Source organism: Marinobacter sp. CA1, assembly GCF_020546665.1.
Lineage (GTDB): Bacteria > Pseudomonadota > Gammaproteobacteria > Pseudomonadales > Oleiphilaceae > Marinobacter > Marinobacter xestospongiae.
Genome location: NZ_CP071785.1, coordinates 3284930 through 3309321, shown reverse-complemented (window position 1 = coordinate 3309321; position 24392 = coordinate 3284930). Strand labels below are relative to the sequence as shown.

Annotated in this window: 35 protein-coding genes and 1 pseudogene; 15 read left to right on the top strand and 21 right to left on the bottom strand. The window is 60.2% G+C overall.

Annotated elements, in window-relative coordinates:
• Nucleotides 1-102: 102 nt before the first annotated feature.
• From J2887_RS15135 to J2887_RS15105, 7 genes are all read left to right on the top strand, one after another.
• Complete coding sequence (locus J2887_RS15135) at nt 103-1053, top strand: DegV family protein (protein WP_227171932.1); 951 nt, start codon at nt 103-105, stop codon at nt 1051-1053.
• A 99-nt stretch (nt 1054-1152) separates the two neighbouring features.
• A complete protein-coding gene (locus J2887_RS15130; RefSeq protein WP_227171931.1) occupies nt 1153-2190 on the top strand; it encodes a hypothetical protein in 1038 nt (345 codons plus the stop codon).
• Nucleotides 2191-2239: 49 nt separating this feature from the next.
• Complete coding sequence (locus tag J2887_RS15125) at nt 2240-2878, top strand: LysE family translocator (protein ID WP_227171930.1); 639 nt, start codon at nt 2240-2242, stop codon at nt 2876-2878.
• A gap of 213 nt (nt 2879-3091) precedes the next feature.
• Nucleotides 3092-3805: a cation-transporting P-type ATPase gene (locus tag J2887_RS15120; RefSeq protein WP_227171929.1), complete on the top strand. Its 714-nt coding sequence runs from the start codon at nt 3092-3094 to the stop codon at nt 3803-3805.
• 306 nt (nt 3806-4111) lie between these two features.
• The gene (locus J2887_RS15115; RefSeq protein WP_227171928.1) at nt 4112-4753 is read left to right on the top strand and encodes a hypothetical protein; all 642 of its coding nucleotides are present in this window, start codon (nt 4112-4114) and stop codon (nt 4751-4753) included.
• Between the two features lie 3 nt (nt 4754-4756).
• Nucleotides 4757-5236 (top strand): hypothetical protein, encoded by a 480-nt coding sequence (locus J2887_RS15110; protein WP_227171927.1) that lies wholly within the window; start codon nt 4757-4759, stop codon nt 5234-5236.
• Between the two features lie 131 nt (nt 5237-5367).
• Entirely contained in the window at nt 5368-6837 is a 1470-nt protein-coding gene (locus J2887_RS15105) for an IS1182 family transposase (RefSeq protein ID WP_227171926.1), read from the top strand.
• Between the two features lie 128 nt (nt 6838-6965).
• On the opposite strand, the gene fdxA is transcribed toward J2887_RS15105, so the two are convergent.
• The 18 genes from fdxA to J2887_RS15015 all read right to left on the bottom strand — a co-directional run bounded on the left by fdxA (nt 6966) and on the right by J2887_RS15015 (nt 18484).
• Nucleotides 6966-7289, bottom strand: coding sequence for a ferredoxin FdxA (fdxA, locus tag J2887_RS15100; protein ID WP_227171925.1), 324 nt, complete (start codon nt 7287-7289; stop codon nt 6966-6968).
• A gap of 271 nt (nt 7290-7560) precedes the next feature.
• On the bottom strand, nt 7561-10191 hold the full coding sequence (gene mutS, locus J2887_RS15095; protein WP_227176144.1) for a DNA mismatch repair protein MutS: 2631 nt from the start codon (nt 10189-10191) through the stop codon (nt 7561-7563).
• A gap of 2 nt (nt 10192-10193) precedes the next feature.
• Entirely contained in the window at nt 10194-11456 is a 1263-nt protein-coding gene (locus J2887_RS15090; RefSeq protein ID WP_227171924.1) for a site-specific integrase, read from the bottom strand.
• A complete protein-coding gene (gene xisR / locus J2887_RS21865; protein WP_227171923.1) occupies nt 11429-11614 on the bottom strand; it encodes an excisionase family protein in 186 nt (61 codons plus the stop codon). The genes J2887_RS15090 and xisR overlap by 28 nt, the downstream gene beginning before the upstream one ends.
• A 194-nt stretch (nt 11615-11808) precedes the next feature.
• Nucleotides 11809-12312, bottom strand: a complete 504-nt coding sequence (locus tag J2887_RS15080; RefSeq protein ID WP_227171922.1) for a hypothetical protein — start codon at nt 12310-12312, stop codon at nt 11809-11811.
• Between the two features lie 49 nt (nt 12313-12361).
• Complete coding sequence (locus tag J2887_RS15075; RefSeq protein WP_227171921.1) at nt 12362-12706, bottom strand: hypothetical protein; 345 nt, start codon at nt 12704-12706, stop codon at nt 12362-12364.
• The gene (locus tag J2887_RS15070) at nt 12706-12996 is read right to left on the bottom strand and encodes a hypothetical protein (RefSeq protein ID WP_227171920.1); all 291 of its coding nucleotides are present in this window, start codon (nt 12994-12996) and stop codon (nt 12706-12708) included. Before J2887_RS15070 ends, J2887_RS15075 begins: the two co-directional genes overlap by 1 nt.
• Complete coding sequence (locus tag J2887_RS15065; protein WP_227171919.1) at nt 12996-13262, bottom strand: hypothetical protein; 267 nt, start codon at nt 13260-13262, stop codon at nt 12996-12998. The genes J2887_RS15070 and J2887_RS15065 overlap by 1 nt, the downstream gene beginning before the upstream one ends.
• A gap of 63 nt (nt 13263-13325) precedes the next feature.
• Nucleotides 13326-13847 carry a hypothetical protein gene (locus J2887_RS15060; RefSeq protein ID WP_227171918.1) on the bottom strand — a complete coding sequence of 174 codons (522 nt, stop codon included), beginning with the start codon at nt 13845-13847 and terminating at the stop codon, nt 13326-13328.
• Nucleotides 13840-14181 (bottom strand): hypothetical protein, encoded by a 342-nt coding sequence (locus tag J2887_RS15055; RefSeq protein WP_227171917.1) that lies wholly within the window; start codon nt 14179-14181, stop codon nt 13840-13842. Before J2887_RS15055 ends, J2887_RS15060 begins: the two co-directional genes overlap by 8 nt.
• Nucleotides 14178-14534 carry a hypothetical protein gene (locus J2887_RS15050; protein ID WP_227171916.1) on the bottom strand — a complete coding sequence of 119 codons (357 nt, stop codon included), beginning with the start codon at nt 14532-14534 and terminating at the stop codon, nt 14178-14180. Before J2887_RS15050 ends, J2887_RS15055 begins: the two co-directional genes overlap by 4 nt.
• A complete protein-coding gene (locus tag J2887_RS15045; protein ID WP_227171915.1) occupies nt 14531-16252 on the bottom strand; it encodes a DNA cytosine methyltransferase in 1722 nt (573 codons plus the stop codon). The genes J2887_RS15050 and J2887_RS15045 overlap by 4 nt, the downstream gene beginning before the upstream one ends.
• A complete protein-coding gene (locus J2887_RS15040; RefSeq protein ID WP_227171914.1) occupies nt 16249-16566 on the bottom strand; it encodes a DUF7673 family protein in 318 nt (105 codons plus the stop codon). The genes J2887_RS15045 and J2887_RS15040 overlap by 4 nt, the downstream gene beginning before the upstream one ends.
• Nucleotides 16563-16901 carry a hypothetical protein gene (locus tag J2887_RS15035; protein WP_227171913.1) on the bottom strand — a complete coding sequence of 113 codons (339 nt, stop codon included), beginning with the start codon at nt 16899-16901 and terminating at the stop codon, nt 16563-16565. The genes J2887_RS15040 and J2887_RS15035 overlap by 4 nt, the downstream gene beginning before the upstream one ends.
• 383 nt (nt 16902-17284) lie before the next feature.
• Nucleotides 17285-17467, bottom strand: coding sequence for a carbon storage regulator (locus J2887_RS15030; protein WP_227171912.1), 183 nt, complete (start codon nt 17465-17467; stop codon nt 17285-17287).
• Entirely contained in the window at nt 17461-17766 is a 306-nt protein-coding gene (locus J2887_RS15025) for a hypothetical protein (protein WP_227171911.1), read from the bottom strand. The genes J2887_RS15030 and J2887_RS15025 overlap by 7 nt, the downstream gene beginning before the upstream one ends.
• Entirely contained in the window at nt 17763-18065 is a 303-nt protein-coding gene (locus J2887_RS15020; RefSeq protein WP_227171910.1) for a hypothetical protein, read from the bottom strand. The genes J2887_RS15025 and J2887_RS15020 overlap by 4 nt, the downstream gene beginning before the upstream one ends.
• A 29-nt stretch (nt 18066-18094) precedes the next feature.
• Complete coding sequence (locus J2887_RS15015) at nt 18095-18484, bottom strand: response regulator transcription factor (protein ID WP_227171909.1); 390 nt, start codon at nt 18482-18484, stop codon at nt 18095-18097.
• A gap of 152 nt (nt 18485-18636) precedes the next feature.
• On the opposite strand from J2887_RS15015, the gene J2887_RS15010 reads away from it, so the two are divergent.
• The 4 genes from J2887_RS15010 to J2887_RS14995 all read left to right on the top strand — a co-directional run bounded on the left by J2887_RS15010 (nt 18637) and on the right by J2887_RS14995 (nt 19938).
• Nucleotides 18637-18921, top strand: coding sequence for a BrnT family toxin (locus tag J2887_RS15010; RefSeq protein ID WP_227171908.1), 285 nt, complete (start codon nt 18637-18639; stop codon nt 18919-18921).
• Nucleotides 18905-19210, top strand: coding sequence for a BrnA antitoxin family protein (locus tag J2887_RS15005; protein ID WP_227171907.1), 306 nt, complete (start codon nt 18905-18907; stop codon nt 19208-19210). The genes J2887_RS15010 and J2887_RS15005 overlap by 17 nt, the downstream gene beginning before the upstream one ends.
• Nucleotides 19211-19306: 96 nt before the next feature.
• Nucleotides 19307-19564, top strand: coding sequence for a type II toxin-antitoxin system RelE family toxin (locus J2887_RS15000; RefSeq protein WP_227171906.1), 258 nt, complete (start codon nt 19307-19309; stop codon nt 19562-19564).
• Nucleotides 19561-19938 (top strand): helix-turn-helix domain-containing protein, encoded by a 378-nt coding sequence (locus tag J2887_RS14995; RefSeq protein WP_227171905.1) that lies wholly within the window; start codon nt 19561-19563, stop codon nt 19936-19938. Before J2887_RS15000 ends, J2887_RS14995 begins: the two co-directional genes overlap by 4 nt.
• Here J2887_RS14995 and J2887_RS14990 read toward each other — a convergent pair whose 3' ends face one another.
• The 3 genes from J2887_RS14990 to J2887_RS14980 all read right to left on the bottom strand — a co-directional run bounded on the left by J2887_RS14990 (nt 19939) and on the right by J2887_RS14980 (nt 22214).
• Complete coding sequence (locus J2887_RS14990; protein ID WP_227171904.1) at nt 19939-20667, bottom strand: hypothetical protein; 729 nt, start codon at nt 20665-20667, stop codon at nt 19939-19941.
• Nucleotides 20668-20845: 178 nt separating this feature from the next.
• Entirely contained in the window at nt 20846-21715 is an 870-nt protein-coding gene (locus J2887_RS14985) for a hypothetical protein (protein ID WP_227171903.1), read from the bottom strand.
• Complete coding sequence (locus tag J2887_RS14980) at nt 21666-22214, bottom strand: helix-turn-helix domain-containing protein (protein ID WP_227171902.1); 549 nt, start codon at nt 22212-22214, stop codon at nt 21666-21668. The genes J2887_RS14985 and J2887_RS14980 overlap by 50 nt, the downstream gene beginning before the upstream one ends.
• Here J2887_RS14980 and J2887_RS21860 point away from each other — a divergent pair.
• The 4 genes and pseudogenes from J2887_RS21860 (at nt 22213) to J2887_RS21780 (ending at nt 24360) form a co-directional block, all read left to right on the top strand.
• Entirely contained in the window at nt 22213-22458 is a 246-nt protein-coding gene (locus tag J2887_RS21860; RefSeq protein ID WP_227171901.1) for a YdaS family helix-turn-helix protein, read from the top strand. The two genes, J2887_RS14980 and J2887_RS21860, sit on opposite strands and share 2 nt — an antisense overlap.
• A gap of 293 nt (nt 22459-22751) precedes the next feature.
• Complete coding sequence (locus J2887_RS14970; protein WP_227171900.1) at nt 22752-23186, top strand: hypothetical protein; 435 nt, start codon at nt 22752-22754, stop codon at nt 23184-23186.
• 13 nt (nt 23187-23199) lie between these two features.
• A pseudogene (rdgC, locus tag J2887_RS14965) lies at nt 23200-24123 on the top strand (recombination-associated protein RdgC); the annotation flags it as partial.
• Entirely contained in the window at nt 24115-24360 is a 246-nt protein-coding gene (locus J2887_RS21780) for a DNA translocase FtsK (protein WP_324197266.1), read from the top strand. The pseudogene rdgC and the gene J2887_RS21780, both read left to right, overlap by 9 nt.
• The last annotated feature ends 32 nt before the right edge of the window (nt 24361-24392 follow it).

Below are 24392 nucleotides of genomic sequence, written 5' to 3'. Positions count from 1 at the left end.
GGGGTGCTGAATTTGTGACCAGTTTGTGGTACACATGGCATCCCTCACAACAATGATAACAACAGCAGCCGGACAACCGGCTGGAGAGACCCGGAGGTCCCGATGCGCGTTGGTCTGATCGTAGACTCAGCCTGCGACTTGCCGTTTGAGTTCAGGCGCAAGCACGACCTGTTTGTGCTGCCAATCACCGCCACCATCGACCACCAGACCTACATCGATGAGCATGATCCGGTGCGCACCCAGGAGTTCTACCAGAGTGGCCTGCTGCAGAAAGGCCACCATGCGGAGACCCAAGCCTTTACCGCCGAGCAGATCCACGACCTGTTCATGGAGCGGATCGTCAGCCAGTTTGACGTCGCCATCTGCGAAACCGTTACCCGTTCCCGTAGCCTGATCTATCAGAACGCCTCCGCCGCAATGAACACGGTGATGGCCCAGTACCGCGAGGTACGGGATGCCGCTGGCGTTGAGGGCAGCTTTTCCATGCGGGTGATCGACAGCAAACAGATCTTTGCCGGCCAGGGCCTGCTGGCGGCCTACACCCTCAGCCTGCTGGACAAGGGACTATCAAAGAACGCCCTGCGCCATGAGGTGGAGTCGTTTACCGACCGCATCTACACCTGTGTGATCCCCCGGGACCTGCATTACATCCGCGAGCGCGCCCGGCGTCGGGGTGACAAGAGCGTATCCGCACTGGTGGCCTTCCTCGGCCGGGCGTTGAACATCACCCCGGTGATCTTCGGCCAGGGCGCCGAGGGCCAGCCGGTGGCCAAGACCCGCAATTTCGAGGTGGCGGTGGAGAAGGTCATCAACTATGCCATTGGCCGGGTTGAGGCGGGGCTGCTGACGCCCTACGTCAGCCTGTCCTGTGGTCTGTCCTGGCCCGAGATCGAAGAGCTGCCCGGCATCAACCGCTTGCGCGACGCCTGTGAACGCCAGGGCGTGGAACTGCTGCTGTCGCAGATGGGCATTACCAGCAGCATCTACCTGGGGCCCGGCAGCGTCTGTCTCGCCCTGGGCGCCGAGCGTCATCACTTCAACGACTTCCAGTAGGCTTGGCCGCGGCGCAGGCGGTGGCCGTCCCATTGGGCAAAGGGCCTGCCGGCCGCTTCGTGCTAGCCTGCGCAAAACAATCAAGCAGGAACGCTGTCCATGTCCCAAGTCGAAACCCTCGATCTCGCCACCGAGCTGCTGGAGCAGCACGTCAAACACGAGCTGGCGGCCCTGAAAGGGGCCAAGCTGCGCAAATCCCTGGAACGGGAGGTCAGGGCGCTGTTTGGTTACGCCGGCCAGCTGACCCTGAACCGGGTCTGCTCCGCCGAACAGGTGATGGGCGTAATCCAGCGGCTGGTGATGGATATGGAACTCGATGCCGGCATCCCGGAACTGGCGGCGGAGATGGCGACCGAGGTCCTCAATGCCGACGTGCAGGAACAGACCCGGCTCAAGGACGTGCTGTCGCGGGAGCAGGCGACCGCGTTTCTGGAGGAGGCGCTTGAGCTCAAGCACCACCGGGAGCGGGTGATCAGCAGCATCATGGCGCACCCGGTCTATCAGGAGCTGGTGTCCAACGTGGTGTACCAGGGGCTGGTGAACTACCTCTACGAAGACAACCTGATCACCAAATCGGTGCCGGGGGTGGGCTCGGTGATGAAGTTTGGCAAGAAGATGGCCAACAAAGCCGTGCCCGGCCTGGACGAGACCTTCGAACGCCGCATCAAGGGCTGGCTGTCAGACAGCCTGCCGGGGCTGATCAGCCGCAGTGAGGCCTTCCTGCACAAGACACTGACCGACGACGAACTGCGGGACACCGTGATGGCGGCCTGGGTCAGCCTGGAAGATCACACCATCGCCGAGCTGCAGGAAGGCCTTGGTGACATCCAGCTGCAGGAGTTTGTGGTGCTGGGCTACGAATTCTGGCTCAGCTTCCGCCAGACCGCCTACTTCGAGGGCTGCTGCCGGGCGGTGGTGGAGAAGCTGTTTGAACGCTACGGCGATCAGCCGTTAACGGCGCTGCTGGAGGATGTGGGGGTGGACGAAGCCATGGTGATGGCGGAGCTGGACGCCTTTGCCCTGCCGATTGTGGACGTGCTCCGGGAGGAGGGGTATCTTGAAGAGGTGTTGCGCCGCCGCCTGTCTCCGTTCTACAAGTCGGCGGCGGTCAAGAAACTCCTGGCTCGGGACGACTGATCACCCTGCGGTGGGCGGTTGCCCGGGCCGTTTGTGCTTGTGGTGAGTTATGCCGTCCATCGAACTGCTTGGCGCCTACCTGGTGGCCATTTTCCTGCTGACCATCACCCCCGGGGTAGACACCCTGCTGGTGGTGCGCAACACCGCCCGCTCCGGGCTGAGGGCCGGCTCAGTCACCAGTCTGGGGATCTGCAGCGGGCTGTTTGTGCACGCCACGCTGTCAGCGGTGGGCATCTCGGTGATCCTGGTACAGACCGCCTGGGCCTTTACCCTGCTGAAATGGGCTGGCGCCTGCTACCTGATCTGGCTGGGCGTCTCCAGCCTGCGCCAGGCCTGGCGCAAGCCCGCTATGGACTCCCCCCCTGTCGCGTCGGCCACGGTCCCGCCACGATTCCGGCGGGACTTCCGCGAGGGCCTGCTGTCCAACGTCTTCAACCCCAAAACCGCGCTGTTCTACATGGCGTTCCTGCCGCAGTTTGTTGACCCCGCCGGCAACGTCTTCCTGCAGTCGCTGATGCTGGCGGCCATTCACTTTCTGCTGGCCATGGTGTGGCAGTGCGCCGTGGCGGCTTTGGTCGCCAGATCAAACCGCCTGGCCACCCCCGGCTGGCTGCGGCGCACCATGAACGGCCTCACCGGCTGCGTCTTTGTCGGCATCGGCGCCAAGGTGGCGATGACCCAGGCCTGAGCGCTCAGGCTTTTAGCCAGGTTCCGAGAAGCGTGTTTTCTCCAGAGTTGTACTGCATATAGCTCAGCAGGTCATGGCGCAGAGTCTTGGCCTGGATCAAACCGATGTTGAGCCACTGCTGCACAATGCAATTTGGCGTTGCCAAGCAAGCTGGGTCAGTTGTGACCGGGCGAGTACGCCAAGCGGCGAGTTTAACAGTCAGGAGATCCGGCCATGGAAAAGACGCGGGATTGGCATCAGCAGGGAGTGGCTGAGGTGCTTGAGGCGTTGCAGACCACGTCTGGTGGCCTGTCAGGCCAGGAGGTCCGGGCCCGGCAGCAGCAACATGGCTTGAACTGCCTGCCGGAGCCACAACGCCAGCGCCCACTTACCCGATTCCTTCTCCAGTTCCACAACATCCTTATCTACGTTCTTCTCGGCGCCGCCGCGATCACCCTGGCCCTTGGGCATTGGCTGGATACCTCGGTGATCCTGGCGGTCGTAATGCTCAACGCCGCCATCGGTTACCTTCAGGAGGGCAAGGCCGCCCGGGCGATCGCCGCGATCCGTCACATGCTGGCGCCGCAGGCATCGGTGATCCGCGCTGGCCGGCGCCAGTCCGTGGCCGGCGATCAGCTGGTCCCGGGCGACCTGGTTTTGCTGGAGGCGGGTGATCGGGTGCCGGCCGATCTGAGACTGGTTGCAGCCCACAGCCTGCAGATTCAGGAAGCCATTCTGACCGGGGAGTCGATTGCGGTGGAAAAGGCAATCGACCCGGTGGCTGGGGAGTCGTCGCTGGCCGAGCGCACGTGTATGGCGTTCAGCGGCACCACCGTAACCAGCGGCCAGGGGGCTTCTGGATTCTCGCGAATCAATTGGCAAAAGGTGGTCAGGGGCTGTAAGCTTATTGTTGTTATATTAAACAGCCCAAGCAATGCCTGCTACTAGGCTAGGATTCTGAAATTTCACAAGGAACCGTGAGATCAATCTCCTCTATATCATTCTTTTTTCAACCAGACAACGTTTGCTGAAGAGCGGCTTCGGACTCGGCTGAAGATCGTCCTCGATCAAGAAAAGATCTTTAAGGCGATTGATGATGACCCCTCGTTGATCGGGGCTGGTGTCGTATACATCGATAGCCAGGGCACTGCCATTACTCTTCGTGAGTTTGAGCCCATATGTTTTACCAAGCCTGTCAAAGTGATTCTCCGTGAACCTCCGCCCGAAATACCAGCGACTGAGTATGTGGGTGAGGTGAAGTCGAATCAGCGGGAAAGCCAGATTGTGTTGGAAGCAGCAGGTGCCGCACTGTCTTGCGGAGCGATGGTCCTCGGGTGGGTTGTTGTTCTGACGTCTGGCACTGCTATTTCGTTTAGCGGTGGAGCCAGTGCAGTTCTCACTGTTATGGCCTATAGCGCAGCGACGGCAAGCACTGTGCAGTGTTTCAATGGGCTTGCCCGTACGACGTTTGAGACAAAAAAGCCTGAATGGAACGATATGCTGGATAGTCAGGAGTGGTACCAGAACGCCACAGTCGCTGTGGATTTGATCTCTTTGGGTGGCGCCGGTACGGCGGGCCTGATGACGGTCAGAGGCGTAAAACTGCTAAAAAGTCAGGGTGTTACTTTCAGAGAAGCGTTAAACGGTCTCAACCGGCAGCAACGAAAGCAATTGTCACGTGAAATCGCGAGATCAAACGCGCCGGGAATTTCCAATAGTATGATCAAGTTTTTCGAACGCGCTGGACAGATTGAAAAACGCTGGTCGAATCAAGCCATTCGAACCACGACATTGCGTCAAATTAAGGACGCCATTGGAGCGGGTCTTACGGTTGCCGGCAGTGCCTTGGGTGGCTCGATCCGGTCACTTGCTGTGGCCGTAGTGGCAGAGGAATAAGTCATGCTGGTGAATGATCATAGTGTAACCAATGAAGAAGGCATCGAGATTCAGATTTTCCCTCGAGGAATGTGGCATGTGATCGGTGCTGTGGTCTGCATGACGGCCTCATTGGGCATCCTGCTTGCTTCGATAGCCTTGTTGGTTTCCCAATGGATTAGTGTGCAGGCTGTACTTGGTATTGGGCTTTTTCTTTCTGCTCTGGCGGTTTTTTCACTGGTAACACCAACCTTCTTGCTTACTCGAGGTGGTGCTAGATGGCATGGTTTCCTGAAGCAGCTGAATCTTTGTGTCGTAGGAATGCTTGCCGTCACTGGCGCCGTGTCTCTGTTTTTTGGCACTACTAACCTTGCCGGGACGACTGCCGTCGGTCTGTCTTTCTCTTTGATTGCCTGCTGGCTGTACAGAACAGTAGCCCACGCTGAGTGTGTGGAGTACTATCGAAGGATATGGGAGTACCGTCGGCAACATATGCAAGGTTGATCTCTTGCTGAGTTTCAGAACAAAGAAAAAGGGGTCAGAACCGTGGTTCTGACCCCAGACTGCTGACAAACCCTCGCCATGGTAGCGGGGGTTTGTTGTAATTGGGCCAGCGACTTTCCAGAGGCTGCCCCATGCTCAAAGAGCCCTCCCCGCAACAACACGAACTCGAGATGGTCTGTCTCGAGTCCCTGGTTCCTGAAACCCATCTGCTTCGCTCAATCGATCACGCCATTGATTTCGAGTTCATTCGTGAGCGTGTACGGCACCTGTATTGCGCAAACAACGGCCGCCCGGCCCTTGATCCGGTGGTGTTGTTCAAGATGCTGTTTCTGGGCTACCTGTTCGGTATCCGCAGTGAGCGGCAGCTGGTGCGGGAGATTCAGGTCAATGTGGCCTACCGCTGGTTCCTGCGTTTCAACCTGACCGACAAGGTGCCAGATGCCTCCACGCTGAGCCAGAACCGCCGTCGTCGCTTTCATGACAGCCACATCTATCAGGAGATCTTCGATGAGATCGTGCTTCAGGCCATGAGGTACGGCCTGGTTGGTGGCGAAGTGCTCTACACCGACAGCACCCACCTCAAGGCCAACGCCAACAAGAACAAGTACGACCTGGCACAGGCGGAAGTGAAGGTGGTGGATTACCTGGAGAGTCTGGAGCAGGCGATCGAGAGCGACCGCAAGGCTCATGGCAAGAAGCCGCTGAAAACGAAGTTGTCCGAGCAGCCGCCCAAAATGAAGGACACCAAGGTGAGTCGTACCGACTCGGACAGCGGTTACATGGTGCGGGAAGGGAAACCCAAGGGCTTCTTCTATCTGGACCACCGGACGGTGGATGGGCGTCATGCCATCATCACAGACAGTTACGCGACCCCGGCCAACCTCCATGACAGCCGGCCTTACCTCGATCGGTTGGACCGCCAGCGAGAACGCTTCGGTTTTGACGTCTGGGGTGTGGGGTTGGATGCGGGGTACTACACGGCAGGTCTCTGCAAGGGCCTGGAAGACCGGGGCATCTATGGCGTGATGGGCTACCGACGCCCCAACAAGCCCAAGGGCTATCTCTCCAAGCGCGCCTTCACCTATGACCCGGAAACCAATACCTATCGCTGCCCCGAGGGACAGTTGCTGATCTACGCCACCACCAACCGGCAGGGCTACCGGGAGTACAAGTCCAACCCGGTTCACTGCAAAGACTGCCCGCTACTTGGTCAGTGCACGCGCAGCGCTAACCACGTCAAGGTGCTCACCCGCCATGTTTGGCAGGACTGCAAAGAACGAGTCGACCAAAACCGATTAACGCCTTGGGGCAAGGCGCTGTACAAACGACGGCAAGAGACGGTGGAGCGCTCGTTCGCGGATGCCAAGCAGTTGCGTGGCCATCGCTATGCTCGATTGCGAGGGCTGTCAAAGGTCCGCGAGCAATGTCTGTTGGCTGCGACTGCCCAGAACATGAAGAAGATCGCGCAGCTCCTGGCGCGTATTTTGGGGCTGAAATCGCTTGCAGCACTGGTCTTACAGGCATCAATCCTGGCATGGACTCAAAAACGGGTTGATAGGAAGTATCGACGAGGAAGGCTGACTCAAGCGACCGTCGGCTGAAAACAGAACGACCAAATGCAACAAACCCCGGAAAACCGGGGTTTGTCAGCAGTCTGGGGTCAGAACCGTGGTTCTGACCCCTTTTTCTTTTCTGTATTGCTGGCTGGCTTCAAGCCGCCTGCAAACCCTTATCGCTCCAGGTATTGCAGCTTGTTGGGCTTGCCGTCCCACTCTGCGGCGTCTGGCAGCGGGTCTTTCTTCTCGGTGATGTTGTCCCACTTGGCGGCCAGATCGGCGTTGATTTCCACGAACTGGACCTGATCTTCCGGCAGCTCGTCTTCAGAGAAGATGGCTTCGGCGGGACACTCAGGCTCGCAGAGGGCACAGTCGATGCATTCGTCCGGGTCAATGACCAGGAAGTTCGGACCTTCGTAAAAGCAGTCCACCGGACATACTTCAACGCAGTCAGTGTATTTGCACTTGATGCAGTTATCAGTAACGACAAACGCCATAGTCGGTTCCCTGGTTCGGTGGTCTATCTCATCAGACTGGAGGTCTGCCATCTCCCGGTCAACATTGGGTAACCGAAGCTGCCACTGGGGCCGGGGAGGGTGACTCCATTATTTGCGAGCCCGTGGTTCGCGCCGGCAGGCCGTTGAGGCTTGGCCGGGTGGAGAAAGCGCAGTGACCACTGCGCCAGGGCTCTTTTAATTGCGCGATATTGTAGGGAGCGGCCCGCGCTGTCGCAAGCGTCGGGACGCTATAAGTATATGCGCAGGTGGCCTAAATCAACTTTTTGAGCTCATAAAGCTGGTTCAGGGCCTCGCGGGGGGTCAGGTTGTCCAGATCCAGTGCCGCCAGGAGTTGTTCGGCCTCGCTGGGTTCCAGGCTGGCGAACATGTCGCCCTGCACGATGCTTTTAGCTGTTTCCACCGGCGCTTTGGGTGCTGCTGCCGGCGCGGGTTCTGATACGGCTACGGGCGCTGGGGAGGCGCTGCCCTCCAATTGTTTGAGCTGGTCCTTGGCGTTGCTGATGACGCCCTGGGGCACGCCGGCCAGCTTGGCCACCTGTAGGCCATAGCTCTGGCTGGCGGGGCCGTCGTGGACGTTGTGCAGGAACACGATGCTGTCGTCGTGCTCGGTGGCGGTGAGGTGGACGTTGACGGCGTGTTCCAGCTGGTCGGCCAGCTGTGTCAGCTCGAAATAGTGGGTGGCAAACAGGGTGTAGCAGCGAATGTCCTGGGCCAGGTGGCTGGCGGTCGCCCAGGCCAGTGACAGGCCGTCAAAGGTGCTGGTGCCGCGGCCGACTTCGTCCATCAGCACCAGGCTGTGTTCGGTGGCGTTGTGGAGAATGTTGGCGGTTTCGGTCATTTCCACCATGAAGGTGGAACGGCCGCCGGCAATGTCGTCGGAGGAGCCCATGCGGGTGAAGATGCGATCCACCGGGCCCAGCACCGCCCGGTTGGCGGGCACGAAACTGCCGGTGTAGGCCAGCAGGGCGATCAGTGCCGCCTGGCGCATGTAGGTGGACTTACCGCCCATGTTGGGGCCGGTGATCACCAGCATGCGGCGCTTGGTGTCCATCAGCAGGTTGTTGGGCACATAGGGCTCGCTCAGCAGTTGCTCCACCACCGGGTGGCGGCCGTCTTCCACGTCGAAGCCGGGATCGTTGCGGAACTCCGGTGCGCAGAAGCGCAGGCTGGTGGCCCGCTCGGCGAAGTTGGCCAGTACGTCGAGTTCGGCCAGCGCCTGGGCGGTGTCCTGCAGCCTGGCGAGGTTGTCCGCCAGGGTTTCCAGCAGTTGGTCGTACAGTGCCTTTTCCCGGGCCAGGGCACGGCTTTTGGCGCTCAGTGCCTTGTCTTCAAACTCTTTCAGTTCCGGGGTGATGAAGCGCTCGGCGTTCTTAAGGGTCTGGCGGCGGATGTAGTCCACCGGCGCCTGGTCCGACTGCGCCCGGCTGATCTCGATGTAGTAGCCGTGGACCCGGTTATAGCCCACCTTCAGGGTGCTGATGCCGGTGCGTTCGCGCTCCCGGGTTTCCACGTCCAGCAGGAACTGGCCGGCGTTCTCGCTGATGTTGCGCAGCTCGTCGAGCTCTTCGTCGAAGCCCTCGCGGATCACTCCACCGTCACGGATCACCACCGGCGGGTTATCGATCACCGCCCGTTCCAGCAGATCGGCCAGTTCCGGGTACTCGCTGATGATGGTGGCCAGCTTGACCACATGGTCGGAGTTGACTGGTTGCAGCGCTTGTTGCAGCGCCGGCAGGGCCTGAAAGGCATCCCGCAGCCGGGCCAGGTCGCGGGGGCGGGCGGAACGCAGGGCCACCCGGGCGAGGATGCGCTCCATATCGCCTACCGCCTTCAGGCTTTCGTGGACCGGCTCGTAATGGAAGCCGTCCAGCAGAGCGGCGACGGCGTGTTGCCGTTGCTCCACGGTGTGTACGTCCCGCAGCGGGCGATTGAGCCAGCGTCGTAGCTGGCGGCCGCCCATGGCGGTAGCGGTGCGGTCCATCACCCAGGCCAGAGTGTGCTGGCTGCCGCCCATCAGGTTGGTGTCGATTTCCAGGTTGCGGCGACTGGTGGCGTCGAGGATGACCGCCTCGTCACGGGTCTCCCGGGTCAGCTTGCGGATGTGGGGCAGGGCGGTGCGCTGGGTTTCGCGGGCGTACTGCAGCAGGCAGCCGGCGGCGCAGATGGCGAGTTGCAGGTCTTCGCAGCCAAACCCGGTGAGGTCTTTCACCTGCAGCTGCTGGGTCAGTACCCGCAGGGCGCTGTCGGCCTCAAACAGCCACGGGCCCTGGCGGCGGATGCCGTTGAAGCCTTCCAGTACTTCATCGTAGGGGAAGTCTTCACTGATCAGGATCTCCGCCGGTTGCAGCCGTTGCAGCTCGCCGCGCAGTTCTTCCAGGTCGTCCAGCTCGGCGATGGCGAAGCGGCCGCTGGAGATGTCCAGGGTGGCAAAGCCGAACCGCTCCTTGTAGCTGTAGATGGCGGTGAGCAGGTTGTCGCGGCGGTCTTCCAGGAAGGCGTCGTCGCTCAGGGTGCCTGGGGTTACCACCCGCACCACCTTGCGCTCGACCGGGCCCTTGCTGGTGGCCGGGTCGCCAATCTGCTCACAGATGGCGATGGACTGGCCGGTACGCACCAGGCGGGCGATGTAGTTCTCGGCCGCGTGGTAGGGAATGCCGGCCATGGGAATCGGCTGGCCGCCGGACTGTCCGCGGGCGGTCAGGGTGATGTCGAGGATATCGGCGGCTTTCTTGGCGTCGTCGTAGAACAGCTCATAGAAATCCCCCATGCGATAGAACACCAGCTCATTGGGGTGTTCCCCTTTGATCTTGAGGTATTGCTGCATCATCGGGGTGTGTTTATCTATGGCGCTGTCAGCGTTGCGAGGCGTGGCTTTCGTCATTGTCACTCAAATTTCTGGGGCATGGTTGGGGCAAATGCACCGGCTTTTCGCATTTGTGTCCAGACGAACTCCGATTCCTTTTTGGATTCCGAATCCATCCAGCGACCGTACACTTTCACCAGCATCGAGAAGTCCTGGTGGCCCATCTGATTCGCGATGAACGCGATGTTACCATGAGCCGTAAGGGACCAGCAGGCATAAGTGTGACGGGTCTGATAGCAAGTCCGAAACCGGACTTTTGCCCTGCTCAGCAGCTTGCCCCACTTGGTCGCCCAGGATAGCGGCACCAGGCGCCGGCCAGCGGTTTTCTTGTTCCGAGCCTGCACCGGGGTCACAAGCGGCGTGATCCGCTCTGTCCTGCTCTGGTGACGGCTGATCTCGACCACCTCGTCCTGGGGTTCTTGGTCTGCTGTGAGCTCCAGCAAAACCCTGATCGCTTCCTGTGCCGGCGGTACCAGCCACACTGTCCGTTCCTTCGTTGTCTTGGGCACCTTCAGCACCCGACCGTCGGTCATGGATCGACGGATGTGAAGCTGGCTTCCGTCCACGTCTTCCCGGGCAAGCCCGCATAGTTCCCCCGGGCGCAAACCGGTGTACACGGCCAGGGTGACCAGGGCCACGTCCTGGGGGTGCAGGCACCCGTTCTCGATCACCGCCTGGTATTCCTCGAAAGACAGTGGGTCCGGATTGTCCGGAGTGTTTTTGAAGAAGTCCGCGCCCAGATCCCGCGTCACGTAGCCATTCTTAAGCGCCCAGGCGGCCAGGCCATTCCAGCATGCCAGGTAGTGATTCACCGTTGACGGCTTCCGAGTGCCAATCAGTTTGGCCCGGAGCTGGTCGATGTCCTCCGGCATAATCGAGTCGGTCATCAGCCCCCAGCCAATTTCGCTGCAGCAAACGTCGAGCGCGACCCGGTACCGCCGCTCGGTGGCCGCCGTTATGTTTGCAGCCTTGATTGGCACATACCGGTCGTGGACCTCCTGCAGCGTTGCCCGTCGGCTTGATGATTCAGTTCTTGCCCGGGGCGAGTTCGGGAAGTGCGCCGCGTAGTCGAATGATCCGATGCTGATTTCGTGGAGAATGGCCGCCCGTTTGTTGGCGGCCAGTCGGATGTTGGCGGCGGTCACCGGGATACTGAGCGTTTCCCGGCACCGTTTCCGTTGATACTGGAAGTTGATGCGAATGGCTTGGCCGTGGATCTCAACGCCTGGATGCTTCGCTGCTTCTTCCTCTGGCGTTACGCCGCGTGTTCGCGCTCGACCCACTTGTCGATTTCCTCCGTGTTGTACCAGATCGTCCCGTCAGCCGCCCATTTCCAGTGCCGATTCTCCACCCAGATCGACCGACGCCCCTTGATTTGGTCGTGACTCAGGCCGGTCAGCTCTCTCAGTCTGCGTTCCTGAACCCATCGCGTGAAAGCCATCACTCACCCCCCAATCAGCTTCTGTTCGCTGGCATGCTCACGAACAGCATTCATGTTGTAGTCGCAGGTCCGGCATGGCTCGGCGCTATCGGGCGCAAAGCGGTGCCGACATGCGCTGCATGGGAAATCAAAGCCGAAGCCAGTGTCGTCGGGCTCGAACTTGTCCCGGGCCTCAATTACGTGTTCTCTCAGGCTCACTGAACGCCCTCCCTTTCTTGCGGCGCTTGCCGAAGTTTGCTGGCGGCGGCAAGCAGTCGAAGCCTGGCCATTCTTTTGCCAAGGCCTTGTGTCCGACCCAGCTTTTCAGCTTCGCGCGCTATGATTTCGGCGCACGCCGCGAAGGTTTCGTTTTCCAGCTCCGTCACTCGATCTTTGGTCTGCTCCAGCTCGGCCTCGACCTGGCTGATCATCAGCTCTCGTCGCAAGATCGCACTCTCGCAATCCTGAACACGCTGCCGCAGCTCCGCATTCTCCGCCACCAGCTGCTGAACCGCCTCATTGCCATGGCTCATGCAGTACATTCGATCCCGTCTGATCCGCTGGCGGCAGTCTGATTCGGCGCTGGCGAGCTGTTGGCGCAGGGACTTATTCTCACCAGCAAGCCGTCGGCATTCTGACCGATGCATGCAGGCGTTCATTTCGTCTGCAATGGCTGCCCGAGCAGCTACGCCAGGGTCGTTTACATCCCAGTCACTCATCGCCAGAGCCCTCCTCATTCTCTGCCATCGAGCAGTCATCATCGTGCCCTCACTCACTGCAGCTGTCGCACTCTTCACAGACAGGGAATTCGCCGTCCATGGTTGCTCGCCCGCAACAGGCGCAGTGTTCATCGCAGTAGCACATCCAGCCCATATCTCTTAGCACTGCTGCGTCCTGAATGACATGAGCGTCGGTTCTGCCGTCCCGGCCAAACAGATTGTCGTGCTCCTTGGAGCGAACCACGCGCATTTCGAAATACTCGTGGTCGCAGTCCTCAGCGACTTCGCCAGAGTTCCAGATCAGGCGCTTAGCCTCTTTGATGTCCGGGGCAAAGCAGGCTGCGAGAAACGGGAATTCTGATGGGCTTCTTGCGCCCCCGAAGTAGCATTTCATCACGCGCCCTCCCGCTCTTCCGTCAATTGTTTTTCCTCGGCAGATAAGGCGTCATTCCAACAAGACAGAGCATCCATGATATTGGCGTCATCTACGCCGCCCCAGACGTCCTCAAGACGGAATCCGCTTTTCTCTGAGGTTGGGTCGTACCCGCACTTGCAGACTACCCAGACCTCGCAGCAGTCCTCAGCGCAATAGTCAGAGTGGGCTGTAAAAACCTGGTTATTTCCGCATTGCGGGCAGCACCTGACCGAGGTGTTGTTTTTCAGTTTGAATCGTCGGGTGTTCATTACGCTGCTGTCCTCCAGGGTCGTGTCAGCCACTTAACCTGCGGCTTCTCTGTTGTTCGATTTCCGTGCCGGTAGCCGCCATGCGGCCACATCCGTGCCAGTTCCTGCTGAACCCGGGGGCTCGCTTTTTTGATGGCCTTGTTCAGCGTCATCAAATGAACGCCCAACTCTTCAGCTGATTCAGTCTTCGTCAGCCCTTGAGCTTTGCAGGCCCGCAGGTGCGCCATAACGCTGTCATTGACTACCAGTGGTGGTTTGCTAGGCATGGGCCCCTCCATTCCATGAGCGTTCCGGAAGGGCGTAGTACTTCTGCGCGTACTCGCAATTGCTCATGCCGCCTCCCGCTGACCCGCTTTCGCTTCATGGACCTGGCGCCAAGTTGCCTGGCGCTCTTTGCTGGGTTTGCCGATACCGTGGAGAGATAGCGCTTCATCATCCGGTGTCCGGTTATCGCCGAAGGTGCCGCAGATCCAGCCGACGTCGATCACCTGGTCCAGGCGCTGGGCCTTGAGCACTTCGGCTCGCAGCCCCAGGTACAGATCTTGGAAGTCATTGAGCACGACATTTCGAGCGATCCTGACTTCTTCCTCGACCCACTCCGCGCCATGGATGTTCTGGCACAGGGCGCGAACGCAGATGATCCAGTTGTGCCGGTGGCGCACGAGGGCGTTGGCCACGTCACCGTCCAGACGCTCCCAGCCGCGAATGGTCCTCGCCTCGGCAATGGCCCGCTGGGTATCGTCCCGGGGATCGCGGTCAGCTTCCCAGGTCCAGATGCGTGTGCGGTTGAAGAACCGCTGCGCCCGCTTCATGCCGTTGTGACGCTTCTTGCGGATTTTGGGCTTAGACATAACGGCCCTCCCGAAACTCGCTGACGAAGTGGCCTGCTACTTCCAAGAAGTCCTGGCGGGTGAAGGCACACCACTTGCGAAGGTCGCGAATGACCGCCCTGAAATATTCCCGACGGTTGAACTGATCACGGCAGAGACCAGAAGCGTCGCTGTACAGAACCACGCCGGCGCCATCGCACAGAGCGCAATCAATCTCTGTCTCCTGGCCGCAGCAGTGACAATCCTCATAGAACACGCCGTCACCCTCACAAGTAGGGCATTCAACTTCAGGGTTCGCCGCTTCCAGGTGCTCGATGGACGCTGTTTTCCATTGCTCGAATGTCGCGATGATCATGATGTAGCCTCCATGAAGTAGCGTTTCCCTGCTTCGGTCAGGCGCCACTCGCAATCGCTGCCGTCGGTGTCTTCAATTAACCCTTCAGCAACCGCCTGATCGATAGCTTTGCCAAGCCGGCGCAGGGACCAGAACGACCGCTTTCGGTAGCCGGTCTGGGTGCCCGGCCGCCAGTTGGTCGAAATCTCCAGCCAGGTCATGCTCTGGTGGGCGTAGATCCCGCCGATGCGCCTAACTACTCGCTGAATGTCGGACAGATCGGAGTCATCCTGTCGCCCGCGCTTTGGGGCTGGCGGGATATCAACGAACTGCATGTTCATCTGCTGAATCAGTGTTGGGGCGACTGCGTTCATGCCGTAGCCTCCAACTGTTTCTCGTGTGCGAAGTTGGCTTGGACCAGGGCCCGGGGCCATACCGGTGGTACCGAGTTCCCACACATGCGAACCTGGGCATATTTCGGCAGCGGCTTACCGTTGAACTCGGGCGCGATCTGGTAATCCGCGGGGAAGCCGTTGGCCAGAAAGAGTTCGTGTGGCTGCAGCATCCGCATGCCGATGTCGGTGACGACGTAGGTGGCGCCGTCGATCTGGACGGTGACCAGCTGCAACCGGTCCTTGGTGGTGGCCGTTGGTGTTGGCTGGCGAAGATCGCGCCCGGTTTCGCCTGATCCGCTGCTGTAGTAGGGGGCCATGAACGCCGCGACCAGTGCTGATTTTCCGCCGCCACCGGCGGTGACCGTGCCGATTGGATCTCGGGGATCACTGCCAACGCTGCTGCCAAATTGACGCTGGATGTGAGCAGCAACCACTGAGTGGTGATCAACTGTGGTCACCGTTCCTGTCGGTACGTTGGCAGGGATGCCCACCACGCCGCCGTAGTGCTTGGCCAGGAAGGCAGTTACCAGGGCGTGCCGGTTCTCGGTTGTGATTGTCGTCAGCGGCTCCTGGGCGCTCCAGTTGCAGCCACTACGTGCGCTGCCGTGGTCGATCGCTATCATGGTTGGCGCGACCAGGCCGATTGGAGCGGCGCCACCAGGGCGCTTTACGAAGCTGTTGGCCGTGACGGTGTGCATGGGCTCGTCCGCCCGGTGACCAACGGCCCCGTTGCGGAACTTGGTCACGTAGGGAGTCACCAGGGCGTAACCGTTGGATGCGGTAACCGTCTGCAGCGGCTCCAGCAGACCCTGACCCCGGAATTGGTCGTAACCCGGCGCACAGTGGTTCGCTTTCACGATGAACGGCTCTTCCGTTTCCAGTACAAACCGCTTCATGCCTTGGGCGATCCGGCGCATGGTGTTCTCTGCCAACGGCTTCTTCCGCTCGAAGATGGACGGGCAGGGGATCGACCAGTCGATGCACTCTGCTGCCGTGCGGTAGGGCTTCATCTTGCCGCGGCGCACTGGCAGCGACTCGGGCTGTCCATGCGTGGCAGCCGGCCAGACGATCTGTCGGCCGTCACGCCGGGCGATCAGGAACAGTCGCTTGCGAATGGTCGGCGCGCCGTAGTCGCAGGCTCGGAGCTGGCGCCAATCTACCTGGTAGCCAATACGCTCCAGCTGGCCGACGAACTTGCGGAACTCCTGGCCCTTGCGCTCAGGGCAGGGCACAAGCTGGGGCTTGCCGTCAGGGAACCGCAGCACCTGGCCGTCCGGGCCCTTCTTCGGTATGACCGGCCCCCAATCCTCGAACTCCTCGACGTTCTCCAGCATGATCACCCGGGGCCGGGTCCGCCGGGCCCATTTCACGACTACCCAGGCCAGGCCCCGACGCTTGGCTGATACCGGCTTGCCGCCTTTGGCCTTGCTGTGATGGGTGCAGTCCGGAGAAGCCCACAGCAGCCCGACCGGCTGGTTACCGGTGACCTCCACCGGGTTCACGCTGAACACGCTTTCACAGAAATGCCGGGTCTGCTGGTGGTTTGCTTCGTGCATTGTGATCGCCATGGGGTCATGGTTCACCGCGATATCCACCGGCCGGCCGATACCCTGCTCAATGCCGCAGGACGCACCGCCGCCGCCGGCGAACAGATCAACCACCAGTTCGTGGCCCAGGTTCAATCCCAACTGACTCATGATTCGCGCTCCCGCTCCGCTCTCTCCAGCTCCCAGTAATCACCCCATGCATCGATAACGGGTGCCATCTGCGCATCGGTCAGCAGCTCATACAGCCGGCCGCCTGCAGCGGTGTGGAGCATCAGCCCCAGTGCTGCCCGGGTAAGCCGGTCGTCCAGAGTGCGCATGGCGTCGATCAGCCCGGCGCCGTAGCTCTCGTCCCAAAGTGAAAGCAATACCCCGGCCGCTGCCCGGCTGCCGCTGGTGTCTCCGGCGGCTATGCTCAGCAGGGCTTGCGCGGCTGCTGGCGGGTTGTTCTGGATTGGGGTTGTCACTTCGAATCCCTCCTACTGATCATGCTGAAATCCTGCTCCGCGGATGCGGTTTTCCAGATCCTTTGCCCGCGCCATGGCATCGCCATACCCTTCGGCTGAGGCAGAAGCTGCTCAAGGTCATTCCGAATCTTTCGGAGCTTTGGCCAGGCCTCGCCGTTATCGAGCCAAACCGCTTCGTGGTACTGGAGCTTTCCGTTACTGGCGGACCGGTACATAACAACTACCACCTGGCCATCGCCGAGATACTGAACCTCTGCCAACTTGGTTCGGTTGGTGCTCAGGGTTACCGCCAAACCGACGATCATGCCCAGCTCCTGCTTCGCTTCCTCGATCACGCCGCGCTCCTCCATGCCTTGGTCAGCCACCGCACGGCAGGCTGACTCTTATCGATGATCAGGGGGCATCCGGCCACCTGGTCGGGCGTAAGGTGGCGCACTTGGCCTTTGCCAGTCTCTCGCTGGCGGTTGAATAGGCCCCGGATTTCCTCGCTGATGCCTTGTCTCTGGGCGGCTTGGCGCAGGGTAGTGGGCGCGCAACCGAACGCCCGGGCACCGGCATCCAGGTTCATACCTCTGGCGGCGCAATCGCGAAGGTGGCTGATCACATCCTCAGTGATCTTGAAAGCCCCGGACGGGCTTGGGTTCTTCCCGGTGTCTGACATGCTCTGACTCCATTCGAAAAGGCCCCGACTACACCCTGGGGCAAGGCCGCAGATCGTCTACTCTGCGTTCGCTTTCTTGCGCTCGTGGATTTCCAGGCGATCGATCACCACATCGGCCGGAGCCTTGGTGGCGATGCGGGCCTGGTAGCCAGTGATCGCGAGGATGGTTACCTCGATGGGCTCGCACCCGGGAGGGGTGATGACCAGGGTTTCGCCGACGCGGCGTGTAAGTATCAACATGCTGTCTCTCCTTGCTGGCGGTTTGCCGGTTGTGTGCCGGCGCCCTGGGCGTTGATCTGCTCCAGACGCTGGCGGATTGAGTGCAGGCGGGCCCAGGCCTCGGCGCTGTCGATGTGGGCTTCCTCAAGCAGCAGGGTTTTGGCCGTGGCTGGGGCCCAGGGGATCGAGCGCACCTCGACGATGATCTTGTGGAGGCTGCCGAAGAAGTGGACATCGGCATCCGCGATCCGCCGGCGGCTGATGTCCTCCGCCAGCTCGACGATGTGCGCCAGCTCCTGGCCGGCTTTGAGGGCGCTCACGCCGCACCACCATCGATGCTGCGGAGCTGGGCCGGGAAGCGGATAACTCGCCCGAACTCTGCCTGCTTCTGCGCTGCGAACTGGTCCGCCAGCTTGTTGGTGTATGCCTGCAGCCGCTCCGAGTTTGCCGCGTCTCGCCCGCTGTTCAGGCGCTCTGCCCGGCGCCGCAAATAGGTCGGGATGTCGTAGTGCTCAAGCTCTGCGTGGGAAAAAAGCGGGGCGACATCGATCTGCCCCGAGCGTGGCTTCCGTGCCGAGTGCACAACGGACAATTTGTAAGGGGTGTTAATCAGGTTCATGCGTATTCTCCCAGCGGCGCTGCCAACTCTTATCCGTAGATGGATCGAACCGGGGTCCGGCCGATGATGTTTCGCACGACAGGCGGGCGAGTGCCGTTAACCGGGGCGGGGCGGCTGCGGACTGCCGGCACCATGGCGAAGGCCATCAGCGCCCAGGCCAACATCCGGGCCCGGAACAGGCCCTGCATCCAGCCCTGGGAGATCAGATCGACCCGGCTGTGCGCGTGAAACTGATTCTTGGCCTCATCGAGGTGCCAGTTAACGGTGTCTGGCGAGATGTCGAGCAAGCGACCAATCTCCTTGGCGCTCATGCCCCGCGCCGCCAGCATGACGACTTCGGCCCGGCGAGGCGGGAGCAGGGACTCATCCGCCAGCTCGACTTCCATTCGGGGGTAATGTGGCTTCTGTTTGCGGGACACTTGTCTGCTCCTTGATCTGCGTTATGGGCAAACAATAGCAGCAGCTATATTTTTAGGTCAATAGCAAAAGCTATATATTTTTGCGGGGGTGCCTCCAGCTTTACTTCAGAGACTCTGGGCGGCAGGTAGGCGTTGCCGGACGGACTTAGTGTATGTACAGTAAGTCAATGGACATTGATTTCGACTCAGCCAAGGACGCCGCCAACCGTGAAAAGCACGGCGTGTCGTTATCCGAGGCGGCAGGGCTTGAGTGGGACACTCTGGTGTTTGAGCCGGACACGCGGCACGACTACGGGGAAGAGCGCTATGTCGGTTTTGCGCTCAGGGGCGACCGCCTGTATTGCGTGGTCTTTACCGACAGGGCGGGGGTGCGACGGATCATCAGCCTTCGCAAAGCCAACAGCAGAGAGGTGAAGCGTTATGCAGATAAAAACTAAGAGTGGCCGCGTGATTCAGCTGCCGACCGACGAGGAAGACGCCGAGATCAATGCCGGCATTGCCGCCGATCCGGACACCTACGAGCTGTCAGACGAAGACTTCAAGCGCCTGCGGCCGATGGGGCGGCCCAAGGCTGAGGTAACCAAGGAGCGGATCACCATTCGGCTATCGCCGGATGTGGTGGAAGCCTTCCGGGCGACCGGCAAGGGCTGGCAGTCTCGAATGGATAAGGCGCTTCGTGAGTACGTGCAAGAGCACAGCCAGTCGGATATTGAGCGGCTTGGGTAGTCCGGGGCGGGGCTGATGATCCTGGCCGCGATCTCAGGAGAGTGCTGCCAGGCGCACGGCGGTTGCCTGACAGTAAACTTGTGGTAAACTTTCTTCATGCACAAACTGACCTACAAGAAGTCGGCGCTGAAGGCGCTTCGAAAGATGCCGCGCCCGCAGGCGCAGAAGTTGCAGTGTGAGCTGAGTGTTATTGCGAAAGACCCGTACGCATACAGCGGCGACTGGAAGCCCTTGAAAGGGGAGCCCTATTGGCGGTTAAGGCAAGGGGGTTACCGGGCCGTCTGCAGTATTGATGACGGGGAGTTGTTAGTGCTGGTGCTTAAGGTCGGGCCAAGGGGAGATGTTTACAAATGAGCGCGCAAATCATTGAGCGAGAGGGCAAGCCGGAATATGCCGTGCTGCCTTACAGCGAATACCTGGAATTGCTCGCGCTGGCGGAGGAAGTGAAGGATGCCGCGGATGCCAGGCAGGCTATGAGCGAGCTGAAGAATGGTGAGGATGAGGTGGTGCCCGCCGTGGTCGCTGATCGGCTGATCGCCGGTGACGAGCATCCGCTGAAGGTTTGGCGGGAGTATCGCGGCTTGACCCAGGAAGCCTTGGGTGCCGCCGCTGGTGTCGGGAAGTCCTACATCAGCCAGATTGAGGGCGCTGGTAAAACCGCTTCCACCAAGGTTCTGAAAGCCCTGGCGCAAGCGCTGTCTGTGGATGTCGACGATCTTATCGAGTGATCAGCTGGCGTAGTCGATAGCGTATTCGGTCAGAATCTTGGGATCGTCGAAGACCTCAAAATGAAAGTGCTTGTCGTGCCGGAAGTGGAATATGGCGGTGTCGATGTCGTCGTCGATCTTGTTCATCACCGGCTCATCAAACCCCGGCGCCCCTTCGTGGGGCCGCAAGATGAAGAAAGCGCCTTCTGAGCGCCCGGTTTGCTTGAGCACATCGCGGGCATTCAATAGCGTGAGCGCACCCCGGTCCAGGTGATAAGCGCGGTTGATATCGGTTTTCACGAAGGCCGATATGATCGAGGCAAACCGGGTTGTGCCGCTCCCCAGCTTTGGCTGGCGGAATATCGGTAGGTCGTACCGGCGCTTTTCGTTGTTAACAGGGTCTGTCAGGGAGATGGGCTTGTCATGAAACGACTGGTTATAGAGGCCTCTGAACCGGTTTTTCACCTCCCCCAGCACGAGCTTTCGTAAATCGGTGGTGCTCAGGCCTTCGGTCCTTTCTTTGAGTTCGACTTCCTCGCCGGTCCGGCGACTGAGGGTAACAAACGTATCGAACATCTGTGCCAGAATGTCGTCTGCGGAATCCCCGGCGGCGTAATGTTCCTGACCTGCCCGGATATGAGGGCCTAGCTGGTCCAGATTGCCCGTTTCAGCTGCATCTGCAACCACGGAAAGCAGGTTGTTCAGGTTCCCCACAGCGTGGTTACCGTACAGGCATTTGAAGGCATTCATGCTCTCCAGCAACCGATAATGGTGGCTGCCGTCGGCTGCCTGAAAGCAAACGCCAACGTTAAACCATTCGTCGGTAACTGGGTCTGGGCACACACGCAAAAGCCTGTAACGCCCCACTACACTGGGGGCGCCCACGGTGTCTGCATGTTCAATAAGGGAAGCGAGCATCATGTGCCGATTATAGCAGCCGGTTGTATCTGCGTCTCAGGATCGCTTCAATCTGAGACGTCCTTTCCAGAATAAACGCCCTGAACTTTTCGCAATCTTCAGAGGTGAGCAGTTTCCCCCACCAGAATTCAAGTTCATCGATCACAGAGTCTACGGCAGGCAAGCAATTTTGGGCCACGCCGAGGGTGGCGCTTACGGTTTTGTTTGGCGGTACGCCGTCGAATAGGTGCTCGCAGAGCCTGTTTCGGAACAATGCCAGGGCGTCCAGGTGCTCAACTTTCCAGTGGTGTGTGTCACTCGCGGGCGGTATAGCCAGAATGCCATTGTCGATCACGGCAAAGGAGTTTTTGCCCGTCCGGATCAGGTTGTTCAGGTGCCGGTCTACGTTGGCAATCTGATCATCCAGCGCCATGGCGGCGGGCAACTTGCTCCATCCTTGTACATCCTTGATCAGGCCGGGCAATGCAATCTCAGGTAACCGGTAGGCCGCGCTCTTGCCGTCCAGCCGCTGAGTGCAGAACGCCGGGTAGTGCTCCACTTGCTCCGCCAGCGCCTGAATCATGGGCGAAGCATCCGGTGTGCAAATCTGCCGCAGAGGTACGAACGCCACAAAGGCGCGGGCCGGCTGGGGAATGCCGAGGGCATGGCACACCAGGTAGCCGGTGATTTCGTTCACCATGCCCCGGTTCTTGCCGTCGTCGTACGGATAAATCTTCGAATAAGCCTCTACAGAGGTTTCCGGGCCTACCGAGTACCGTGCCACATGAACATCGGAAATGTGACCGTCACCTGGGTCTACCCAATGTAGCATGCCTCGGTAAGCTGAGGGCTCAAGTATCCTGATCAGCCGGGTCTGGCTGGAAGTTTGGGTAGTCGTCACGGTGGTCGGTACTTCCTTTTTCCAGTCGTTTGGCGATATCGCTCAGCATTTTGATGTCGGCCTCGCTGAGCCTGCCGTCTGCTGCAGCCTGCGCAATTCGCAATAACTGCTGCCGCGAACGGGGAGAGGCGCTTGCCAGGAGCAAATCTATTTCTGAGGACGATGCCGCTGGCGGATTGTCATCGGAGTCCAGGGCGCCCAGCTGTCCGGGAAGGGTGGATTCTATCGATGGTCCGTCCAGCCATCCGGGCTTGAGCCGGAGCTTGTTCTCGATTTCGCGTGCCAGTTTCTCACCAATATTTCGGTGGCCGTTTAAGCACTGCCATACAAGAGAGGGAGATCGATTTATAGCTCTCGCAAAATCGGCTTGCTTGCCGCCAAATCGCTCGTCAATTAAGCGTTTTACTGCTTCTCGTCTATCCATTGGCCGAGTATAGCGCCTGCTAATATCGCTTTGGCTATTGACCTTAGATATAGCAAAAGCTACATTTCCGTTCATGAAGCTCTCTACGTATTTGAATCAGCTGCCCCCGGGCGGGCGCTCAGATTTCGCCAAGCGCGTCAGCGTGGCTCCCGCTTACCTCTATCAGATGGTGAATGGCATTCGACCGATTTCACCAAAGCGGGTTCTCGCCATCTGCGAAGGCTCCAGATGGCAGGTAACCCCCCACGAGCTGCGCCCAGACATCTACCCGAATCCAACGGATGGGCTGCCGGCGGGAAGCTCGGGGGAGGCCGCCTGACAGTTCCTATTGGACCACATCCAGGCTGGCGGAATACCCGGCTGACTGTGGGTGGATAAACATCCAGTGTTTTGAGTTTTGGCAGTGGCGCGTGCTGCAGCGCTTTCAGAAGCAGCCGGTAACGCTGGCCAGGCAGGGCGAACGCCCGTCGAGGTGCCGACATTGCAGCTGGGGATTGGGTCCCGGCGATAGAACGCCAGCCGCATGAGGCGAAGGTATCGAACCGCCGCCCCGTCGATCATGCCGCCTGGCCCCCGTAACGGGCCGCATTCAACCAACGTAGAGGGACCGCCGTGGGTACCGATGACAAGTGGCTGGTGGAGTTCTCATACCCACCGAAGGAGCTGAACCCCAACAACGCCCGCGGGCACTGGGCGAAACGAAGGAGGCCGGCCAAGCGGTACCGCTACGAGTGTTTCATTCTGACCCGCCAAGCCATCGCCACCAACGGCTGGCGGATCGACCAGCTGAAAGCGGTGGTGGAAGCCGGGCAGGGGGTCCATCTGTTCCTGGACATCTACCCGCCGGACCGCCGCCCCCGGGATGACGACAACATCATTGCAGCGTTCAAGGCTGGCCGGGACGGGCTGGCGGACGCACTGAACATCGACGACCGACATTTCCGCATTCACCCAGTCGTTCACCGGGACCAGCCAGTAGATGGCAGGATGATTCGGGTAAGCATCACCAGCGGCCCTGGAGCAGCCCGCCACCTGGCCAACCAATAACGGAGAGCGCGCCATGTTTTTCAAGAACGCCAGAATTTTCCGGTTTGCAAAACCGTTCCCAATCACCGCCGAGTGGCTGGAAGAGCAGCTGCAAGCCGACGCTTTCAAGCCATGTGGGCCGCAGGAGATCTCTCGGCAGGGCTGGGTTGCGCCCCTGGGCAAGCACGGCGAACAGCTGGTGCACAGCGCTGGCGGCTATCACCTGATTACTCTGCGCAAAGAAGAGAAGCTGCTGCCACCGTCGGTGATCAATGAGCTGGTTGAGGATCGCGTTGAGACCATTGAGGCGGAGCAGCTGCGGAAGGTCCGCCGCAAGGAAAAAGACGAGATCAAGGAGCAGGTCACCCTGGAGATGCTGCCCCGGGCGTTCTCCAAGAACCGTCGCTGCTTCGCCTACCTGGCGCCAAAAGACGGGATATTGGTGGTGGATGCCAGTTCCGCCAAACAGGCGGAGGATCTGGCCTCGTTCCTGCGCAAGAGCCTGGGTTCGCTGCCAGTGCGGCCACCGACCGTGGAGCAGGCGCCGGCGTTCACCCTCACTGGCTGGCTCAACGAGTCAATCGATCTGCCTTCGGTGGTGGCCCTGGGCGATGCCTGCGAACTCAAGGACCCGTCCGAAGACGGTGGCGTGGTGCGCTGCAAGGGGCTGGATCTGCAGGGCGACGAGATCCGCAGCCACCTGGACGCCGGCATGCAGGTAACCAAGTTGGCCATCACCTGGGACAACAACCTGTCTTTCACGCTCGATGAGGAACTGGCCATTCGCCAGCTGAAGTTCGGCGACACCCTGCAGGAGAAGCTGGACGACGTGGAAGCAGACGACGCCGTGGCCCGCTTTGACGCCGCCTTCTCGCTGATGACCCTGGAGCTGTCCCGGCTGATCCCAGCTCTGCTGGATGCTCTGGGCGGAGAAGATGACTCCGCAATCGTGGATGAGCCGCCACCTTCCCAACAGGGAGAGGACGACGAGCTATTCCAGGCCGCCATTACGCATGCGACTGAGACCGGGATGGTTTCCGTGACGCTGCTGCAGGAGCACTTCGGCATCGGCTTCAATCGGGCGCACAACCTGATCGATGCGCTGGAGGATCACGGCGTGATCGGACCAAGCCCAGGGAGTTTTCGGAAGCTTCGAAAAGTACTGATAGGGGAACCGGCGGAAGCAACCGCCTGAAAAAGGAAAACCCCGGGTCAAAGGCTGGCAGG

Bases quoted from the DNA above. Each gene is read 5' to 3' on its own strand.
- J2887_RS15135 (WP_227171932.1), top strand. From the start codon at position 103: ATGCGCGTTGGTCTGATCGTAGACTCAGCCTGCGACTTGCCGTTTGAG.
- J2887_RS15130 (WP_227171931.1), top strand. From the start codon at position 1,153: ATGTCCCAAGTCGAAACCCTCGATCTCGCCACCGAGCTGCTGGAGCAG.
- J2887_RS15125 (WP_227171930.1), top strand. From the start codon at position 2,240: ATGCCGTCCATCGAACTGCTTGGCGCCTACCTGGTGGCCATTTTCCTG.
- J2887_RS15120 (WP_227171929.1), top strand. From the start codon at position 3,092: ATGGAAAAGACGCGGGATTGGCATCAGCAGGGAGTGGCTGAGGTGCTT.
- J2887_RS15110 (WP_227171927.1), top strand. From the start codon at position 4,757: ATGCTGGTGAATGATCATAGTGTAACCAATGAAGAAGGCATCGAGATT.
- J2887_RS15105 (WP_227171926.1), top strand. From the start codon at position 5,368: ATGCTCAAAGAGCCCTCCCCGCAACAACACGAACTCGAGATGGTCTGT.
- fdxA (WP_227171925.1), bottom strand. From the start codon at position 7,289: ATGGCGTTTGTCGTTACTGATAACTGCATCAAGTGCAAATACACTGAC.
- mutS (WP_227176144.1), bottom strand. From the start codon at position 10,191: ATGACGAAAGCCACGCCTCGCAACGCTGACAGCGCCATAGATAAACAC.
- xisR (WP_227171923.1), bottom strand. From the start codon at position 11,614: ATGGCTTTCACGCGATGGGTTCAGGAACGCAGACTGAGAGAGCTGACC.
- J2887_RS15080 (WP_227171922.1), bottom strand. From the start codon at position 12,312: ATGAGTGACTGGGATGTAAACGACCCTGGCGTAGCTGCTCGGGCAGCC.
- J2887_RS15075 (WP_227171921.1), bottom strand. From the start codon at position 12,706: ATGAAATGCTACTTCGGGGGCGCAAGAAGCCCATCAGAATTCCCGTTT.
- J2887_RS15070 (WP_227171920.1), bottom strand. From the start codon at position 12,996: ATGAACACCCGACGATTCAAACTGAAAAACAACACCTCGGTCAGGTGC.
- J2887_RS15065 (WP_227171919.1), bottom strand. From the start codon at position 13,262: ATGCCTAGCAAACCACCACTGGTAGTCAATGACAGCGTTATGGCGCAC.
- J2887_RS15060 (WP_227171918.1), bottom strand. From the start codon at position 13,847: ATGTCTAAGCCCAAAATCCGCAAGAAGCGTCACAACGGCATGAAGCGG.
- J2887_RS15055 (WP_227171917.1), bottom strand. From the start codon at position 14,181: ATGATCATCGCGACATTCGAGCAATGGAAAACAGCGTCCATCGAGCAC.
- J2887_RS15050 (WP_227171916.1), bottom strand. From the start codon at position 14,534: ATGAACGCAGTCGCCCCAACACTGATTCAGCAGATGAACATGCAGTTC.
- J2887_RS15045 (WP_227171915.1), bottom strand. From the start codon at position 16,252: ATGAGTCAGTTGGGATTGAACCTGGGCCACGAACTGGTGGTTGATCTG.
- J2887_RS15030 (WP_227171912.1), bottom strand. From the start codon at position 17,467: ATGTTGATACTTACACGCCGCGTCGGCGAAACCCTGGTCATCACCCCT.
- J2887_RS15020 (WP_227171910.1), bottom strand. From the start codon at position 18,065: ATGAACCTGATTAACACCCCTTACAAATTGTCCGTTGTGCACTCGGCA.
- J2887_RS15010 (WP_227171908.1), top strand. From the start codon at position 18,637: ATGTACAGTAAGTCAATGGACATTGATTTCGACTCAGCCAAGGACGCC.
- J2887_RS15005 (WP_227171907.1), top strand. From the start codon at position 18,905: ATGCAGATAAAAACTAAGAGTGGCCGCGTGATTCAGCTGCCGACCGAC.
- J2887_RS15000 (WP_227171906.1), top strand. From the start codon at position 19,307: ATGCACAAACTGACCTACAAGAAGTCGGCGCTGAAGGCGCTTCGAAAG.
- J2887_RS14995 (WP_227171905.1), top strand. From the start codon at position 19,561: ATGAGCGCGCAAATCATTGAGCGAGAGGGCAAGCCGGAATATGCCGTG.
- J2887_RS14990 (WP_227171904.1), bottom strand. From the start codon at position 20,667: ATGAATGCCTTCAAATGCCTGTACGGTAACCACGCTGTGGGGAACCTG.
- J2887_RS21860 (WP_227171901.1), top strand. From the start codon at position 22,213: ATGAAGCTCTCTACGTATTTGAATCAGCTGCCCCCGGGCGGGCGCTCA.
- J2887_RS14980 (WP_227171902.1), bottom strand. From the start codon at position 22,214: ATGAACGGAAATGTAGCTTTTGCTATATCTAAGGTCAATAGCCAAAGC.